The following is a 16,169-nucleotide window of genomic DNA, read 5'->3' as shown; positions in this document are numbered from 1 at the left end:
TTCCTGTTTTTTGCCCGGCGGCGCTACGCTTGCGCGGGCCTACGGGCTTTGCAGGCTGGGTAAGCGTAGCGCCCCAGGCAATTACTGCTCAGGTTTACTTACCGGTTCTATCAATTCACGCAGACGTTCAATGCGCGCCTCCGGGCTCAAATAAAGCCAGCGGAATAAAATGTGTTCCGCATTTTTCGTCTGCTGGAAATAATGAGAAAGATAATTGAGTTCTTTATTAAAAGTCGCCATGATTCGCCTCCGGCTGATTAATACCTTTTCAGGGTAAGCCGGATGCGAATAATAAAACAGGGTGATGTTTTTCAGCTGTTCCGCATTTAAGTATCAATGGAAATAATAAATTAGGGATGAATAGCGATGATTTATCTGTTTTGTATTTATTTGATGAATAGAATGCGCAAAAAAAAGCCCCGGGACAGCGGGGCGGCGGACAATAAAATCCAAAGGTTAAGTAAGCGTGGCAGGAGGCTGCGGGTTAAGCGGGCAGCGATTTCAGCAGGACGAAAGCCTCCTTCATCCGGTCTTCACTGACGACAAAAGCGCGCATCTGGCCCTCGTTATCCGCGCCTCGCGCGACCATGCCTTCCGGCTCGAGGGTGATTTGCCAGTTCAGATCCTTACGCTGGGTTTCACCGGCAAGATGCAGCGGTAATTCCGGCGTTTTGACTTTAACCAGCATGGCGGGTAATTTCAGCGGCGCGCTGCCGCCGAGCAGGTTTTTCGCCAGATACATCGCACTTAATTGAATCGGCTGTAAAAAGGGCAGCACCTGACCGTTAATTTCGGCGCAGTCCCCCAGCGCGTAAATATCGGGCTGCGTGGTTTGCAGGTAGCTATCTACCTTCACGCCGCGCTGTGTTTCCGCGCCGGCACGGTGAGCCAGCGCGGTTTCCGGACGCAGCCCCGTCGCGGCAACCACGACATCCACCTCAACGCTGCGGCCGCCGTCAAGCGATGCGCGAATGCCGCCTTCGGTTTTAGCGAGGCTCTGCAGCTGCGATTTGAGCAGCAGATGGACGCCCATGTCGGTCAAACGATGCTGCAGGCGGCTGCTTACCTCTGCGGGCATCAGCGCCGACAGAATGCTCGCCGCGTGGTCAACCAGGGTAATGGCCTTGCCTGCCCGGCAGAAATCCATCGCCAGCTCGGTGCCGATCAGCCCACCGCCGACAATCATTACACGCTTTGCATCGCGCAGCAGGGTTTCGCTGGCCTGATACTCCTGCTGGCTGTTGAGCGTTATCATCAGCTCGCGGCCTTCAACCGGCGGCACGAACGCAGAGGCTCCCGTGGCCAGCACCAGCTTGTCGTACTGCCAGGTTTTCTCCTTCGCTTTCACCACGTGCGCGGCGGCGTCGATATCGGTGACCCAGGTGTACGGAAACAGACGCAGGTTGAACTGTTCTGCGAACTCCCCCGCCGTCTGGCGGGTGAGATCTTCGGCGCGCTGATTCTGGCTGATGACGTGGCTTAAATCAGGCTTGTTGTACTCGTCCATGCTGTCGGCGGCGATCACCGTCAGCGGCACGTTAGCATCCTGTTTGCGGATATTTTTCACCAGCTGGCGGGCGGCAAAGCCCGAGCCGATGATGACGATGCCGTTATTCATTTTGCCTCCGTACCCAGTTCATCAAAGACGTCTTTACCGAGGGAACATTCCGGGCAGAGGAAGTTGTCCGGCACGTCACTCCACGGCGTGCCTGGCGCAACGTCCTGCAGCGGCTCGCCCAGCTCTGGGTCGTAGATCCACTGGCAGACGCTGCACTGCATGCGTGGGCCGAGATCGGCGGCGGCAGATTCACAGGCGGTCGCTGCAGGCGCTGGGGCTGCGGTAGGTGCGGCTTCCGGAAGCGGTGCAAGCGCCCACTGACGGGCAATATCGCGGCCGTGCTGGCGGCAGCTCTCCAGGGCGTCGATATCCGGGCGCCACTTGGCCTTCAGGCTCATGGACATCTCAAAGCCCGCATCCTGTAAGCGGGTGGAGAGACGGTCTACCGCGCCGCCGCTCCAGCCGTGAGAGCCAAAGGCGCTGGCGCGTTTGTTACGGAAGCGCAGGCCGGTCATCTCTTCTACCAGACCGGCAATTTTCGGCATCATCACGTTGTTCATGGTGGAGGTACCCACCAGCACGCCTTTAGAGCGGAAAACGTTGGTGAGGATTTCGTTTTTATCGCTGCGCGCCACGTTGAAGATTTTCACCGCCACGTTAGGATCAACTTCGTTGATGCCCTGGGCAATGGCGTCCGCCATCATGCGGGTGTTGTTGGACATGGTGTCGTAGAAAATCGTAATGCGGTCTTCCTGATAATCCGCCGCCCATTTCAGGTACAGCTCCACTATCTGGGTTGGGTTTTCACGCCACACCACGCCGTGGGAGGTGGCAATCATATCCACCGGCAGGTTAAAGCCGAGGATCTCGGTGATTTTAGGCGTCACCAGACGGCTGAACGGGGTCAGGATGTTGGCGTAGTAGCGCTGGCACTGTTCGAACAGTTCGGTCTGATCCACTTCGTCGTTGAACAGGCGCTCGTCGCAGTAGTGCTGGCCGAAGGCGTCGTTGCTGAACAGCACCGCGTCGCCGGTCATATAGGTCATCATGCTGTCCGGCCAGTGCAGCATCGGGGTTTCCACGAAGATCAGCTGTTTGCCGTTGCCGATATCCAGGGTGTCACCGGTTTTCACGGTGTGGAAATTCCACTCCGGATGGTGGTGGTGACCGTTGATCGAGTCGATGGCGTTGGTGGTGCAGTAGATCGGCGTGTTCGGAATGTAAGACATCAGCTCGGTCAGCGCGCCGGCGTGGTCCTCTTCCGCATGGTTGATGATGATGTAGTCGATGGCGTCGAGATCGATTTCGCTGCGCAGGTTCTGCACGAACTCGCGGCTGAATTTGTGATCGACGGTATCGATCAGCACGTTTTTACCTTCCCGGATGAGATAGCTGTTGTAGCTGCTGCCGCGCAGCGTTTTGTACTCCGTCCCGTGGAAGTCGCGTACTTCCCAGTCACGTTGACCAACCCAATGAATGTTATTTTTAACCAGAATAGACATAGCAACCTCAGCGTAATATCGCGTTTTTCAAATAAGATGGTTTGCTTATATCAAGTTGCGTGCCAACTTTTATTTTATTGATTTTACTGGATTATTATTTTTATGACTCTTAATGGGTAGTCATTATGACTATTCATATTGCAGTCAATATGACAACATGCATTGTCAAAATGACAGCGAGGCAGACATGAGCTTTTCCGTAGACGTGCTGGCGAAGATCGCCATTGAACTGCAAACCGGCATCGGCCATCAGGACCGCTTTCAGCGGCTGATCTCCACGCTGCGCCACGTGCTGGCGTGCGATGCCTCGGCACTGCTCCGCTACGAGGGGCGGCAGTTTATTCCGCTGGCTATCGACGGGCTGTCCAGGGACGTTCTCGGGCGGCGTTTTGCCCTTGAAGGTCATCCGCGGCTGGAGACCATCGCCCGGGCCGGGGACGTGGTGCGTTTCCCGGCGGACAGCGATTTGCCCGACCCGTACGACGGGCTTATTCCGGGCCAGGAGAGCCTGAAGGTGCATGCCTGCATCGGCCTGCCGCTGTTTGCCGGGCAAAACCTGATTGGGGCACTGACGCTCGACGGCATGTCGCCGGACCAGTTCGACACCTTCAGCGACGAAGAGCTGCGCCTGATTGCCGCGCTGGCCGCCGGGGCGCTGAACAACGCCCTGCTGATTGAACAGCTGGAGAGCCAGAACATTCTTCCCGGCAGCCCGGCGGCGTTTGAGCAGGTGGCGCACACGGAGATGATTGGCCTTTCGCCGGGCATGGCGCAGCTCAAAAAGGAGATTGAGATTGTCGCCGCCTCCGATTTGAACGTGCTGATCTTCGGTGAAACCGGCACCGGTAAAGAGCTGGTGGCGAAGTCCATTCACGAAGCCTCGCCGCGCGCGGTTAACCCGCTGGTGTACCTCAACTGCGCCGCGCTGCCGGAGAGCGTGGCGGAAAGCGAGCTGTTTGGTCACGTCAAAGGGGCGTTTACCGGGGCCATCAGCAACCGCAGCGGCAAGTTTGAAATGGCCGATAACGGTACGCTGTTTCTGGATGAGATTGGTGAGCTTTCCCTGTCGTTACAGGCCAAGCTCCTGCGCGTGTTGCAGTACGGCGATATCCAGCGCGTGGGGGATGACCGCAGCCACAGAGTGGACGTGCGCGTGCTGGCGGCGACGAACCGCGACCTGCGTGAAGAGGTACTTGCCGGGAACTTCCGCGCTGACCTGTTCCACCGCCTGAGCGTGTTCCCGCTTACCGTGCCGCCGTTGCGCGAACGCGGGGACGACGTGCTGCTGCTGGCGGGCTTTTTCTGCGAGCAGTGCCGTCTCAGGATGGGGCTTTCCCGCGTGGTGTTAAGCCCGGGGGCGAGAGCGCATCTGCTGAGCTACGGCTGGCCGGGCAACGTGCGCGAGCTGGAGCATGCGATTCACCGCGCGGTGGTGCTGGCGCGGGCGACGCGTTCGGGTGATGAGGTGGTGATCCACGCGCGTCATTTTGCGTTGCATGATGATGCCGTACAGACGGTGGTCCAGCGTGAGCCAGAGAGTGCGAATGAGAACCTGCGCGAGGCGACGGAAGCGTTCCAGCGCCAGATGATTACCCGCGCGCTGGAGCAGAACAACCGCAGCTGGGCGGCGTGCGCGCGGGCGCTGGAGATGGACGTCGCCAACCTGCACCGGCTGGCGAAGCGTCTGGGACTTAAATAATCCCGGCCTGGTAGAAATCCTGCAGGTTAATGGCGCCGCACAGCCTGCCGGCGTCATCCACCACCGGCGCGGCGGTGATTTTACGCTTCATCAGACTCTCTTTGGCCTCAATGGCGCGGCTCTCGGCGTTCAGCGTTAGCCCGCCCTGGGTCATCGCTTCCGAAACCCGCGCTTCCAGCCTGCCGCCGCCCACCAGCCAGCGGCGCAGGTCGCCGTCGGTAAAGACGCCCTTCACGAAGCCGTCGCTGTCGCAAACCGCCACCAGGCCCAGGCCGGTGCGGCTGAGCTCCAGCATCGCGTCCATGACGCTGGTGTCGAGTTTAACCTGCGGAATGGCATCGTCGGTGCGCATCAGGTGATGCACTTTATTGAGCAGCCTCGCGCCGAGTGCCCCCGCCGGATGCGAACGGGCAAAATCTTCTTCGTTAAAGCCGCGCGCCTGCATCACCGCCATCGCCAGCGCGTCGCCCATCATCAGGGTGTTAACGGTGCTGGAGGTCGGGGCGAGGTGCATCGGGCAGGCTTCGCGCTCAACGGAAATGTCCAGCGTCGCTTTGGCGGCCAGCGCCAGCGGCGAGCGGGACTTCCCGGTCATCGCCAGCAGAGCGACCGACTTTTCCTGCAGGCGCGGAATAATGAGATCCAGCTCTTTCGCCGAGCCGGAGTAGGAGATAAACAGCATCACGTCGCGGCTTTCAATCATCCCCAGATCGCCGTGCAGCGCTTCTGCCGGATGCACGAAGAAAGCAGGCGTTCCGGTGCTGGCTAGCGTCGCGGCGATCTTTTTGCCGATATGGCCGGATTTCCCGATCCCGGAGACAATCACCTTTCCTTCGCAGTGAATAATGGTGTTGGCCGCGCGAACAAACTCCTCGCCCAGGCGCTCCGGCAGGCGGCTGGCTTCCTGCAGCTCCAGCATCAGGGTCTGGCGGCCCGCGTTTAACAGAAAATCACTCATCTTTCTCTCCGGTTACGATCACGTCGATGCCTTTCTCTTCCAGCGCTTTTTTGAACGCCGGGTCGATACCCGCGTCGGTAATCAGCTTGTCGACGCTCTCCAGGCTACAGACAATGTTGGGGCTTTTGCGGCCAAACTTCGACGAGTCCGCCATCAGAATCACTTCCCGCGCGGCGTTGCACATCGCTTTGCTGACGCTGAACACCTCGTTGAAGGTGGTAACGCCCGCGTTCAGGTCGATGCCGTCGGTGCCCATAAACAGTTTATCGAAGCTGAAGTGGTCGAAGGCGTTCTCCGCCAGCTGGCCGTGAAACGATGCGGATTTTTTACGGAAGGTACCGCCGGGCATCAGGATGGTCTGTTCGCTGTCAAACTCCGACAGGGCGTTGACGATGTGCAGGCTGTTGGTCATCACCGTGATGTTATTAAAGCGGCTGAGCAGGGGGATCATCTGCAGGACGGTGCTGCCGGCGTCAAGGATAATGGAGTCGCCATCGTGGATAAATTTCACCGCCGCTTCGGCGATCAGCGCCTTCTGGTGGGTGTTGATCAGCGTTTTGTGATCGATAGGCGGGTCCGCTTCGTCCTTATTGAGCACCACGCCGCCGTAGGTTCGAATGACGGCGCCAGAGTTTTCGAGCAATACCAGATCCTTGCGTATTGTTGTGCCGGTGGTGTCAAAGTAGTGGGCCAGATCGTCTACCGAGCATTTTCCCTGCTTTTGCAGATGCTCAAGAATGGCCGCCTGCCGCTGACGAGGTTTCATAGGCGCTTCGTTCCTTAGGTTGCGAAATGATAATTTCGCAAGTCTATAGCTTTCACAACGAAATTATCCATGTTTCAGATTAAGCGCTAATGATAGTGCATTCTGACAGAGTGGATCATGGGGAAAGATCACATCAGGCCGCAATTCCTGCAGCGAAATGCCGTTAATCGCCTGGATTTTCACCGGTCGCGCGAAGACCGTCATGCCGCGCATGATGAGCGAATCGCAGACGTTATTATTTTCATCCAGCGCCACGGCGACGACGACCCGCGGTTTGAAGCGTCCGCCGGAACGCCCGACGCCCACGCGGCCTTTCTGACACAGGGCGTCGAACGCGCGGTTAAACTGGTGGATCTGCCAGCCGCCAAACGCCATCTGGCAGATCCAGGCGAGGGCGGCAACGGTGATGAGTGCGGTGACCATATCGGCTCCTTAACTACCGGGTGGCGGCTGCGCCTTACCCGGCCTACGGGGATTGTAGCCCCGGTAAGCGCAGCGCCACCGGGGAATGAACTCAGAACATTACCTGCCCGCCGGTGACGTTAATCGACTGCCCGGTGCAGTAAGACGCTTTCGGGCTGGCGTAAAACAGCAGCATGTTCAGCACGTCCTGATAGTCGCACCCGCGCTTGAGCGGCACTTTATCGATGTAGTACTGCTCCACCTCTTCCGCTTTGATGCCAAGCTTGGTGGCGTACTGCGGCAGCAGGGACTGGAACATCGGCGATTTCAGCAGGTTGCCCAGCATCAGCGAGTGAACGGTAATCCCGTATTCGGCCAGATCCAGCGCCAGAGACTGCGTCAGCCCCACGCCGCCAAACTTCGCCGCGCTGTAGCCGGAGTTGTGCTTGCTGCCCACTTTCCCTGATTTTGAGTTGATCTGAATGATGCGCCCCTGAATGCCGTCGCGGATCATCAGACGGGAAAACTCGCGGGCGCAGAGGAAATAGCCCACCAGGTTCACCTGCAGCGAGCGGTCAAAATCCCCCAGCGCGAAATCGCTGATAAAGGCCGCTTTCGCAATCCCCGCGCTGTAGACCAGCAGATCGGTACGCCCAAAAATCTCGTCCACGCCGCGGGCCAGCGCCATCACGCTCTGCTCGCTGGTGGCGTCGGCACCAAAGCCATACGCCATCCCTTCGCCAAACTCGGTGTTGATGGTATCCGCCACGCGGGCGGCTTTTTCACTCTGAATGTCCACTACCGCCACGCGGTAACCTTCTGCGGCAAGCCCACGGCAGAGGAACTCGCCTAAGGTTTGTCCCCCACCAATGACAACGGCAACCTGACTCATGTGTATCTCCTTAATTACGCAACAAATTTTAACGTGCAGCCTGGGGTGACAGCCTGCGGAACCGGGCCCGCCACGTGAACCGTACCGGGATACTCCGCCTGCGGCTGGCCGTCGAAACGCAGGGTGATGTGGCCCAGCTCGCGCAGGTTTTGCTCGGCCACGTCGCCGACGGCGGTCACCGCATAGCGCGCCTCGCCCAGTTCAAGCTGGCTTCCTGCCTTCAGCTCACCGTTAAGCTCGCCGTGGCAGTGAATAAAACAAAACTCTTCGATATCCGCCGGGGCGCCTTCCCGGAAAGTGATCAGCATCTGGTCGCTCAGCGCGTCGGCGGCGCTCTGGCCGATGCGGGTAATGGTGGTCTGGTAAATCACGGTCATGGCAGGAACCTCTTATTGATAAATAAAGCCGGAGACAAACCAGGCAATCAGCACCGTCGGTGCGCCTGTCAGGAAGCGGCTGACGAGGACGGACGGTACGCCCACGCGCACGGTGTCCTGCCGCGCTTCGGCCAGCGACAAACCAACCGGGATGAAGTCGCACGCCGCCTGCGCGTTAATGGCAAACAGGGCGGGCAGGGCGAGGTGCGGGGGAATGTTGCCCAGGCCGATCTGCACGCCAATCAGCACGCCGATGACCTGGGCAATCACCGCGCCCGGGCCGAGGAACGGCGACAGCAGCGGGAAGGAGCAGATCAGCGCCAGCGTCACCAGGCCGAGCGGGTGGCTGGCGAGCGGGGCGAGGCCGTGGGCAATCCAGTCACCCAGGCCGGACGCCATGATGATGCCGATGAGTGCCGAGACGAACGCCATAAACGGCAGGATGGTTTTCAGCACCGTGTCGATGGTGTCGCGCCCGGACTGGAACAGCACCGCCACGGCGGACCCCATGCCCATCCCGACCTTCGCCAGCAGGCCGTCGCTCTGCTCGGTGATCTTCTTGCTGGTGTCGTACTCGCGCGGTGCCGCTTTTTGCGGCGCGGCAGTGCCATTCACCAGAGTGATGTTGTCCTCCTTCACGCCCGAGACATAAATGTCTTCAAGGATGTACTGCGCCAGCGGGCCTGATTTTCCGGTGGAATGAATATTCACCGTCGGAATGCGACGCTTCGGATAGATGCCGCAGCGCAGCGTGCCGCCGCAGTCGATGACCGCCACGCCGATTTCTGCTTCCGGCGGCTCGCCCTCTTTGAAGCCGTCGACCGCTTCCCAGCCAGTCAGTTCGCGCAGCTTATCGACGATCGCCGGGCGCGTGCCCGCGGTGATGTAGACGATCTTTTTGCCTTCTGTGGCGTCGAACTCCAGCGGGCCGCCCCAGCCGCCCGTGCCTTTCTCAATGCGGATCCGGTTCATGCTGTGGCTCCTGAAAGATGGACTTTTTGTTCAAGCTGAATGCCCATTTTCTTCTCGAAAATGGCGGTGGTGAGGTCCGTCACCCAGCCGCGGAAGAAGTTGGTCACCAGACCAACCAGCAGATAGCTCACCGCCAGCGGGCCGAGCGGCAGGCTAAGGGTGGTGAGGCCGCTGGCGATCCCGAGATAGACAAACAGCTCGCCGGGGTTGATGTGCGGGAACAGGCCGTTCATGGAATGGCAGCTGTAGGAGGCGGCGGCGTAATAGCTCGGCTTGTACTTTTCCGGCATGAAGCGACCGAGGCTTAAGGTCATCGGGTTGCAGAACACGAAGGTGCCGATGAAGGGTAAAACCAGGTAGCGGGACAGCGGGTTCCCGGCGCAGCGCTGGGCGAAGCGTTCAATGCGCTGCTGGCCGATAAAGTTAATCAGCGCGTTCATGATCACCAGCAGGCTGATCAGCAGGGGCAGGATCCCGGTCACCATGCCGGTGAACACTTCTCCGCCTTTCTGAAACAGCCCGATGAACCACTCGGCGCCATGGGTGATGGTTTCTATCATTCTTCTCTCCTGTGGGGCTTTTTTGTTTTTGTCTGACTGCGGTTAATAATAATCACTTTGAAAGGTTTTAAAGTGTTAGTTAGATCTCACAATGAAAGAAAAATGGATTATTTTGAAAGTTAATTGATGGAGTGAATGGTTTTCGGTGGAAAAAAGGGCGGATTTGCGTTGGGGAGGTGCGTACCGCTTCCTTGAGGTGTTGCGGATGCTTTACCATACTGGGTTCTTATCGAACCCGTTAAATGGATGTCTCATGTTCAAGCGTCGTTATGCAGCGCTGTTGCCTGCGCTTATTCTGCTGTCTGCCTGTAGCAGCAAACCTAAGACCGAAGCCGTTCAGCAAACGGCGGGCGCGCCTTCCGGGGGATTCCTGCTGGAGCCGCAGCACAATATGATGCAGATGGGCGGCGACTTCGCGAATAACCCGGCGGCCGAGCAGTTCATCGATAAAATGGTGAGCAAACACGGCTTCGACAGACAGCAGCTGCACGAAATTTTGTCGCAGGCCAAGCGTCTGGACTACGTGCTGCGCCTGATGGACAGGCAGGCGCCGACGGCTCAGGTGCCGAGCGGGCCGAACGGAGCGTGGCTGCGCTATCGCAAACAGTTTATTACCCCGGACAACGTGCAAAACGGCGTGGCGTTCTGGAATCAGTATGAAGATGCGCTCAACCGCGCGTGGCAGGTGTACGGCGTACCGCCGGAAATCATCGTCGGGATTATCGGCGTGGAAACCCGCTGGGGCCGCGTGATGGGGAAAACCCGCATCCTTGACGCGCTGGCGACGCTCTCCTTTAACTACCCGCGCCGCGCGGAGTATTTCTCTTCCGAGCTGGAAACCTTCCTGCTGATGGCGCGCAACGAACAGGACGACCCGCTCGATCTTAAAGGGTCGTTTGCCGGCGCGATGGGCTACGGCCAGTTTATGCCGTCCTCCTATAAGCAGTATGCCGTCGACTTTAACGGGGATGGTCATATCAACCTGTGGGATCCGGTGGATGCCATCGGCAGCGTGGCGAACTACTTCAAAGCGCACGGCTGGACGCCGGGCGGTCAGGTTGCCGTTCAGGCAAATGGCGAGGCGTTTGGTCTGGAAAACGGCTTCAAAACCAAATACAGCGTTGCACAGCTGACGGCGGCGGGCTTAACGCCAACGCAGCCGCTGGGCAATGTTGACCAGGTGAGCCTGCTGCGCCTGGACGTGGGAACCGGCTATCAGTACTGGTACGGCATGCCGAACTTCTATGCGATTACCCGCTATAACCACAGCACCCACTACGCGATGGCGGTGTGGCAGCTGGGGCTGGCGGTATCGCAGGCCCGCGTGCCGGCAGCGTCGCCGTTTAGTCAGTAAGTCGCTCAGACGGGTAGGCCGGGTAAGGCAACGCCGCCACCCGGCATGGCTGCGCGCACGGTGCGGCCTGATGCCCTCACCCTTACCCTCTCCCACGGGAGAGGGAAGTTTTGCAGAAACATTTCGCCACACTCCCTTTTCAAACGCGCCATTTACATCTCAATCGCCTTTCATTATTGTTATGTTATAACATTAAATGTGGTGTCGAGATGTCAACGTCCCTTTTTTCTCTCTCTGCGCTGGTTCGGCTTTTGCTGGCGCTGGTACTTGTTGTTTTCATCGGGCTGGCCGTGCGCTGGGCGGTGGCATTGCCATGATTGTGATGAATGCGCTTACGGCGGGCTATGACCGCCAGCCGGTTACGCGTCCTCTTTCGGGCGTGATCGAACGGGGAAGCATGACCGCCATTATCGGCGCTAACGGCTGCGGGAAATCCACGCTGCTGAAAACGCTGGCGGGGTTTATTCCTCCCGTGAGCGGCGGCTTCCGCTGGCAGGGAAAGCGCCCGGTGATTGGCTGGCTGGCACAGCGTCACGCGCTGGAGGCGCAGTTTCCGCTGACCGTACAGGACGTCGTCAGCATGGGCTGCTGGCCGGGCATTTCGCTTTTTTCCGGGTTTCGCCGCGAAACGCGGTTGCGCATCAGGAGCGCGCTGGAGCGCGTCGGGCTGGAGTCCATGGCGTTATCCACCATCGATGAACTCTCCGGCGGCCAGTTTCAGCGCATGGTGTTTGCCCGCGTACTGGTGCAGCAGGCGCCGCTGGTGATGTTGGATGAACCTTTTACCGGCGTCGATGAAGCCACCTGCAACGTGCTGATGGACCTGATGCTGGAGATGTATATGCAGGGGCAAACGCTGCTTGCGGTACTGCACGACAGCGAGCGCGTGTCGCGCCACTTCCCGCAGACGCTACGGCTGGACGCCGACGTTCCCCAGTGGAAAACCGAGCGGGTGAGGGTGGCATGATCTGGCATCTCTTTTTCCAGCCGTTTATTGAGTACGGCTTTATGCGCCGCGCGCTGGTGGTTTGCCTGGCGCTTTCCGTCAGCACCACCGCGCTCGGCGTGTTTCTGCAGCTGCGTCGCATGAGCCTGATGGGCGACGCGCTTTCTCACGCCATTTTGCCGGGTGTCGCCGTGGGATACCTGCTCAGCGGCATGTCGCTGCTGGCAATGAGTATTGGCGGTTTTATCGCGGGAATTACCGTGGCGCTGATGGCCGGTCTGGTTAGTCGACGCACGCCGCTTAAAGAGGATGCCAGCTTTGCCGGGTTTTATCTTGGTTCACTGGCGCTGGGCGTTACGCTGGTGTCGCTACGCGGGTCGAATGTCGATCTGCTGCATCTGCTGTTTGGATCTATCCTCGCCGTGGACAACGACGCCGCGCTGTTCGTCACGGGCGTTTGCATGTTCACCCTTATCACGCTGGCGATTTTCTATCGCGGGCTGGTCACGGAAGCGTTTGATACCGCCTGGCTACAGGTGAACGCCCGCTGGCTGCCTGGCCTGCTGCACGGGCTGTTCCTGGCGCTACTGGTCCTTAACCTGGTGGCCGGTTTTCAGGTCCTCGGTACGCTGATGGCCGTCGGGCTGATGATGCTGCCGGCCGTGGCGGCCCGCTGCTGGGTGCGCACGCTGCCGGGGTTGCTCCTGATGGCGGGCATCAGCGGTATTTTCTGCGCGTGGCTGGGGCTGAGCCTCTCCTGGGCGATGAGTTTGCCTGCCGGGCCATCCATCGTGCTTACCGCCAGCGCGCTGTTCTTTATTTCCATTTTACTGGGAACGCGAAGCAGGCTCGCAGGCAGCCTGCGCGCGCTTTTTTAACGCAAGGGGAAACGATGAAACGTACAGGATTAGTCATGGCGCTCGCGCTGGGGATGATGTCACACGGCGTGATGGCCAAAACGCTGAATGTGGTCACCAGCTTTTCGATACTGGGGGATATCACGCAGGAGGTGGGCGGCGATCGCGTGAACGTGACGACGCTGGTGGGGCCGGACGGCGATCCGCATACCTTCGAGCCGTCACCGAAAGACAGCGCGGCGCTGAGCAAGGCTGATGTGGTGGTGGTGAACGGTCTGGGTCTGGAGGGCTGGCTCGATCGGCTGGTGAAGGCCTCCGGATTTAAAGGACAGCTAGTGGTGGCGTCGACCGGGGTGAAAACGCACACCCTGGAGGAAGAGGGCAAAACCGTGACCGATCCACACGCGTGGAACAGCGCGGCGAACGGGGCGCTGTATGCGCAAAATATTCTGAACGGGCTGGTGAAAGCCGATCCGCAAGATAAAGCGGCGCTCGAAGCTACCGGTAAGCCGTATATCGCGCAGCTGACGCAGCTGGATGGCTGGGCCAAAACGCGCTTTAGCCAGATCCCGCAGGCGAAGCGTAACGTGCTGACCAGCCATGACGCATTCGGCTATTTCAGCCGTGCCTACGGCGTAAGGTTTATGGCGCCGCAGGGCCTGTCGTCTGAGAGTGAGGCCAGCGCGGCGCAGGTTGCTGAGATCATCAATCAGATTAAAGCCGACGGCGTGAAAACCTGGTTTATGGAAAATCAGCTCGATCCGCGGCTGGTGAAACAAATTGCGTCGGCGACGGGCGCGCAGCCGGGGGGCGAACTTTATCCGGAAGCGCTGTCGGCAAAAGGCGGGGTGGCAGATACCTACGTTAAGGCGTTTCGCCACAACGTGAATACCCTCGCTGACAGCATGAAGTAGCATTCTTCCAGGCCGGTGTGCCCGCATCGGCTTTTTTCTGAAGCGCCCTCGTAAAACCTGAAGCGTATCCCCATATCTGATGAGAAAGTGCTATCTTGTGCAGCACGTTTTTCTGATGCCTGGAGCGAGAATGACTGACCATGAATTGATGCAGCTGAGCGAGATAGTTGGGCTGGCGCTTAAGCAACGTGGTGCGACGATAACCACCGCAGAGTCCTGTACCGGCGGCTGGGTGGCGAAAGCGATTACCGATATTGCCGGCAGTTCCGCCTGGTTTGAACGTGGCTTTGTGACCTACAGTAACGAAGCTAAAGCACAGATGATTGGCGTTCGGGAATCCACGCTTGAACAGCATGGCGCGGTCAGCGAACCGGTGGTGATCGAGATGGCCATTGGTGCGCTCAAAGAGGCACGGGCAGATTACGCGATTTCCATTAGCGGCATTGCAGGCCCGGACGGCGGCAGCGACGTGAAGCCTGTCGGCACCGTCTGGTTTGGGTTTGCCACCTCCAGAGGAGAGGGGATCACCCGCCGGGAGTGCTTTAGCGGCGATCGCGAAAGCGTGCGTCGTCAGGCCACCGTTTATGCGTTAAAAACGCTCTGGCAACAATTTCTACAAAACACTTGATACTGTATGACCATACAGTATAATTGCACCAACAGAACAGAAATCCACGGTGAAGCACAGTCGCTTCTCCCGGCATGACAGGAGTAATAATGGCTATCGACGAAAACAAACAGAAAGCGTTGGCGGCAGCACTGGGCCAGATCGAAAAGCAATTCGGTAAAGGCTCCATCATGCGCCTGGGTGAAGACCGTTCCATGGATGTGGAAACTATCTCCACCGGTTCGCTTTCTCTGGATATCGCGCTGGGCGCTGGCGGTCTGCCTATGGGCCGTATCGTAGAAATCTACGGGCCAGAGTCCTCCGGTAAAACGACGCTGACCCTGCAGGTTGTTGCTGCGGCACAGCGCGAAGGTAAAACCTGTGCGTTTATCGATGCCGAGCACGCGCTGGACCCTGTCTATGCCCGTAAACTGGGTGTTGATATCGACAACCTGCTGTGTTCCCAGCCGGACACCGGCGAGCAGGCGCTGGAAATTTGTGATGCGCTGGCGCGTTCAGGTGCCGTTGACGTTATCGTTGTCGACTCCGTTGCTGCGCTGACGCCAAAAGCGGAAATCGAAGGCGAAATCGGTGACTCTCACATGGGCCTCGCGGCACGTATGATGAGCCAGGCGATGCGTAAGCTGGCCGGTAACCTGAAGCAGTCCAACACGCTGCTGATCTTCATCAACCAGATCCGTATGAAAATTGGTGTGATGTTCGGTAACCCTGAAACCACCACCGGTGGTAACGCGCTGAAATTCTACGCGTCTGTCCGTCTGGATATCCGCCGTATCGGTGCGGTGAAAGAGGGCGAGAACGTCGTCGGCAGCGAAACCCGCGTGAAGGTTGTGAAGAACAAAATCGCTGCACCGTTCAAACAGGCTGAATTCCAGATCCTCTACGGCGAAGGGATTAACTTCTTCGGTGAGCTGGTTGACCTTGGCGTGAAAGAGAAGCTGATCGAAAAAGCGGGCGCCTGGTACAGCTACAACGGTGACAAAATTGGACAGGGTAAAGCGAATGCTATCTCCTGGCTGAAAGAGAACCCGGCTGCAGCGAAAGAGATTGAGAAGAAGGTGCGTGAGCTTCTGCTGAACAACCAGGACTCTAAACCTGATTTCGTGGTTGATGCCGCGGATGCTGAAGAAACTAACGAAGACTTTTAATTCTCTCGTTTAATGATGAAGGGCTGCTGATGCGGCCCTTTTTGCATTTCTGAACCAGCAGGTTGTTTATGAGTGAACCTACATCACGTCGACCGGCGTACTCACGCTTACTGGACCGTGCGGTACGCATTCTTGCCGTCCGCGACCACAGTGAACAGGAGTTGCGGCGAAAACTGTCGGCTCCGGTGATGAGTAAAAACGGGCCGGAAGAGATTGATGCCACAGCGGAAGATTATGACCGCGTGATTGCCTGGTGCTATGAGCATCACTATCTCGATGACTCGCGTTTCGCCTCGCGGTTTCTCGCCAGCCGCGGTCGCAAGGGATATGGCCCCGCGCGCATTCGGCAGGAGCTGAACCAGAAAGGGGTGGCCCGGGAGTCGATTGAAAAAGCGATGCGCGAGTGCGAGATTGACTGGTGCGAACTGGCAAAAGAGCAGGCCATTCGTAAGTACGGTGAACCGCTGCCGCGTGATTTTTCAGAAAAAGTTAAAATCCAGCGCTTTTTGCTCTACCGCGGCTTTCTGATGGAAGATATTCAGGATATCTGGCGTAATTTTGCCGATTGAACGCATGCGGGATTTTACTTCCCACCAAAGAAAACTTATCTTATTCCCACTTTTTCCAGTAGCTGGT

General features: G+C 58.4%; 18 protein-coding genes. 8 read left to right on the top strand and 10 right to left on the bottom strand.

Going from position 1 to position 16,169, the window contains the following annotated elements; translation table 11 throughout:
* Window positions 1-81: 81 nt before the first annotated feature.
* The 3 genes from ACWHWP_RS18400 to norV all read right to left on the bottom strand — a co-directional run bounded on the left by ACWHWP_RS18400 (window position 82) and on the right by norV (window position 3,060).
* Complete coding sequence (locus ACWHWP_RS18400; protein ID WP_173829303.1) at window positions 82-240, bottom strand: hypothetical protein; 159 nt, start codon at window positions 238-240, stop codon at window positions 82-84.
* Window positions 241-484: 244 nt separating this feature from the next.
* Window positions 485-1,618, bottom strand: a complete 1,134-nt coding sequence (norW, locus tag ACWHWP_RS18395) for an NADH:flavorubredoxin reductase NorW (protein WP_447856120.1) — start codon at window positions 1,616-1,618, stop codon at window positions 485-487.
* Window positions 1,615-3,060 (bottom strand): anaerobic nitric oxide reductase flavorubredoxin, encoded by a 1,446-nt coding sequence (norV, locus tag ACWHWP_RS18390; RefSeq protein WP_447856119.1) that lies wholly within the window; start codon window positions 3,058-3,060, stop codon window positions 1,615-1,617. Before norV ends, norW begins: the two co-directional genes overlap by 4 nt.
* Window positions 3,061-3,247: 187 nt before the next feature.
* Here norV and norR point away from each other — a divergent pair, with 187 nt between their 5' ends.
* Window positions 3,248-4,759 (top strand): nitric oxide reductase transcriptional regulator NorR, encoded by a 1,512-nt coding sequence (gene norR / locus ACWHWP_RS18385; RefSeq protein ID WP_252000831.1) that lies wholly within the window; start codon window positions 3,248-3,250, stop codon window positions 4,757-4,759.
* On the opposite strand, the gene gutQ is transcribed toward norR, so the two are convergent.
* The 7 genes from gutQ to srlA form a co-directional block, all read right to left on the bottom strand.
* On the bottom strand, window positions 4,752-5,717 hold the full coding sequence (gene gutQ, locus ACWHWP_RS18380) for an arabinose-5-phosphate isomerase GutQ (protein WP_047348066.1): 966 nt from the start codon (window positions 5,715-5,717) through the stop codon (window positions 4,752-4,754). The genes norR and gutQ overlap by 8 nt on opposite strands.
* Complete coding sequence (gene srlR / locus ACWHWP_RS18375; protein WP_028016820.1) at window positions 5,710-6,483, bottom strand: glucitol operon DNA-binding transcriptional repressor SrlR; 774 nt, start codon at window positions 6,481-6,483, stop codon at window positions 5,710-5,712. The genes gutQ and srlR overlap by 8 nt, the downstream gene beginning before the upstream one ends.
* Window positions 6,484-6,546: 63 nt before the next feature.
* Window positions 6,547-6,906, bottom strand: coding sequence for a transcriptional regulator GutM (gutM, locus tag ACWHWP_RS18370; RefSeq protein WP_045286053.1), 360 nt, complete (start codon window positions 6,904-6,906; stop codon window positions 6,547-6,549).
* 91 nt (window positions 6,907-6,997) lie between these two features.
* Window positions 6,998-7,777: a sorbitol-6-phosphate dehydrogenase gene (gene srlD / locus ACWHWP_RS18365; RefSeq protein ID WP_047348067.1), complete on the bottom strand. Its 780-nt coding sequence runs from the start codon at window positions 7,775-7,777 to the stop codon at window positions 6,998-7,000.
* A gap of 14 nt (window positions 7,778-7,791) precedes the next feature.
* On the bottom strand, window positions 7,792-8,154 hold the full coding sequence (gene srlB / locus ACWHWP_RS18360; RefSeq protein ID WP_008499554.1) for a PTS glucitol/sorbitol transporter subunit IIA: 363 nt from the start codon (window positions 8,152-8,154) through the stop codon (window positions 7,792-7,794).
* Window positions 8,155-8,166: 12 nt separating this feature from the next.
* Window positions 8,167-9,126, bottom strand: coding sequence for a PTS glucitol/sorbitol transporter subunit IIB (srlE, locus tag ACWHWP_RS18355; RefSeq protein WP_047348068.1), 960 nt, complete (start codon window positions 9,124-9,126; stop codon window positions 8,167-8,169).
* On the bottom strand, window positions 9,123-9,686 hold the full coding sequence (srlA, locus tag ACWHWP_RS18350; protein WP_063956836.1) for a PTS glucitol/sorbitol transporter subunit IIC: 564 nt from the start codon (window positions 9,684-9,686) through the stop codon (window positions 9,123-9,125). The genes srlE and srlA overlap by 4 nt, the downstream gene beginning before the upstream one ends.
* 253 nt (window positions 9,687-9,939) lie before the next feature.
* Here srlA and mltB point away from each other — a divergent pair, with 253 nt between their 5' ends.
* The 7 genes from mltB to recX all read left to right on the top strand — a co-directional run bounded on the left by mltB (window position 9,940) and on the right by recX (window position 16,102).
* Window positions 9,940-11,040, top strand: a complete 1,101-nt coding sequence (mltB, locus tag ACWHWP_RS18345) for a lytic murein transglycosylase B (RefSeq protein WP_205626274.1) — start codon at window positions 9,940-9,942, stop codon at window positions 11,038-11,040.
* 313 nt (window positions 11,041-11,353) lie between these two features.
* Window positions 11,354-12,007: a metal ABC transporter ATP-binding protein gene (locus tag ACWHWP_RS18340; RefSeq protein ID WP_447856118.1), complete on the top strand. Its 654-nt coding sequence runs from the start codon at window positions 11,354-11,356 to the stop codon at window positions 12,005-12,007.
* A complete protein-coding gene (locus ACWHWP_RS18335) occupies window positions 12,004-12,864 on the top strand; it encodes a metal ABC transporter permease (RefSeq protein ID WP_059312443.1) in 861 nt (286 codons plus the stop codon). The genes ACWHWP_RS18340 and ACWHWP_RS18335 overlap by 4 nt, the downstream gene beginning before the upstream one ends.
* Window positions 12,865-12,878: 14 nt before the next feature.
* Complete coding sequence (locus ACWHWP_RS18330) at window positions 12,879-13,757, top strand: metal ABC transporter substrate-binding protein (RefSeq protein WP_063432270.1); 879 nt, start codon at window positions 12,879-12,881, stop codon at window positions 13,755-13,757.
* A gap of 130 nt (window positions 13,758-13,887) precedes the next feature.
* A complete protein-coding gene (pncC, locus tag ACWHWP_RS18325; protein WP_047348073.1) occupies window positions 13,888-14,385 on the top strand; it encodes a nicotinamide-nucleotide amidase in 498 nt (165 codons plus the stop codon).
* 89 nt (window positions 14,386-14,474) lie between these two features.
* Window positions 14,475-15,533, top strand: coding sequence for a recombinase RecA (recA, locus tag ACWHWP_RS18320; protein ID WP_059312445.1), 1,059 nt, complete (start codon window positions 14,475-14,477; stop codon window positions 15,531-15,533).
* Window positions 15,534-15,601: 68 nt separating this feature from the next.
* The gene (gene recX, locus ACWHWP_RS18315; RefSeq protein WP_063432274.1) at window positions 15,602-16,102 is read left to right on the top strand and encodes a recombination regulator RecX; all 501 of its coding nucleotides are present in this window, start codon (window positions 15,602-15,604) and stop codon (window positions 16,100-16,102) included.
* The last annotated feature ends 67 nt before the right edge of the window (window positions 16,103-16,169 follow it).

The organism is Enterobacter sp. WI-ESBL-E8, from assembly GCF_053364895.1.
The sequence above is the reverse complement of the archived record's forward strand: the minus strand, read 5'-3'. Positions and strand labels throughout refer to the sequence as shown.

What these genes read in the sequence shown, in the direction of transcription:
- norW (WP_447856120.1), bottom strand. Translation starts at nt 1,618, where the DNA reads ATGAATAACGGCATCGTCATCATCGGCTCGGGCTTTGCCGCCCGCCAG.
- srlD (WP_047348067.1), bottom strand. Translation starts at nt 7,777, where the DNA reads ATGAGTCAGGTTGCCGTTGTCATTGGTGGGGGACAAACCTTAGGCGAG.
- norV (WP_447856119.1), bottom strand. Translation starts at nt 3,060, where the DNA reads ATGTCTATTCTGGTTAAAAATAACATTCATTGGGTTGGTCAACGTGAC.
- gutQ (WP_047348066.1), bottom strand. Translation starts at nt 5,717, where the DNA reads ATGAGTGATTTTCTGTTAAACGCGGGCCGCCAGACCCTGATGCTGGAG.
- ACWHWP_RS18330 (WP_063432270.1), top strand. Translation starts at nt 12,879, where the DNA reads ATGAAACGTACAGGATTAGTCATGGCGCTCGCGCTGGGGATGATGTCA.
- ACWHWP_RS18400 (WP_173829303.1), bottom strand. Translation starts at nt 240, where the DNA reads ATGGCGACTTTTAATAAAGAACTCAATTATCTTTCTCATTATTTCCAG.
- ACWHWP_RS18340 (WP_447856118.1), top strand. Translation starts at nt 11,354, where the DNA reads ATGATTGTGATGAATGCGCTTACGGCGGGCTATGACCGCCAGCCGGTT.
- srlA (WP_063956836.1), bottom strand. Translation starts at nt 9,686, where the DNA reads ATGATAGAAACCATCACCCATGGCGCCGAGTGGTTCATCGGGCTGTTT.
- recX (WP_063432274.1), top strand. Translation starts at nt 15,602, where the DNA reads ATGAGTGAACCTACATCACGTCGACCGGCGTACTCACGCTTACTGGAC.
- pncC (WP_047348073.1), top strand. Translation starts at nt 13,888, where the DNA reads ATGACTGACCATGAATTGATGCAGCTGAGCGAGATAGTTGGGCTGGCG.
- mltB (WP_205626274.1), top strand. Translation starts at nt 9,940, where the DNA reads ATGTTCAAGCGTCGTTATGCAGCGCTGTTGCCTGCGCTTATTCTGCTG.
- norR (WP_252000831.1), top strand. Translation starts at nt 3,248, where the DNA reads ATGAGCTTTTCCGTAGACGTGCTGGCGAAGATCGCCATTGAACTGCAA.
- ACWHWP_RS18335 (WP_059312443.1), top strand. Translation starts at nt 12,004, where the DNA reads ATGATCTGGCATCTCTTTTTCCAGCCGTTTATTGAGTACGGCTTTATG.
- srlR (WP_028016820.1), bottom strand. Translation starts at nt 6,483, where the DNA reads ATGAAACCTCGTCAGCGGCAGGCGGCCATTCTTGAGCATCTGCAAAAG.
- recA (WP_059312445.1), top strand. Translation starts at nt 14,475, where the DNA reads ATGGCTATCGACGAAAACAAACAGAAAGCGTTGGCGGCAGCACTGGGC.
- gutM (WP_045286053.1), bottom strand. Translation starts at nt 6,906, where the DNA reads ATGGTCACCGCACTCATCACCGTTGCCGCCCTCGCCTGGATCTGCCAG.
- srlE (WP_047348068.1), bottom strand. Translation starts at nt 9,126, where the DNA reads ATGAACCGGATCCGCATTGAGAAAGGCACGGGCGGCTGGGGCGGCCCG.
- srlB (WP_008499554.1), bottom strand. Translation starts at nt 8,154, where the DNA reads ATGACCGTGATTTACCAGACCACCATTACCCGCATCGGCCAGAGCGCC.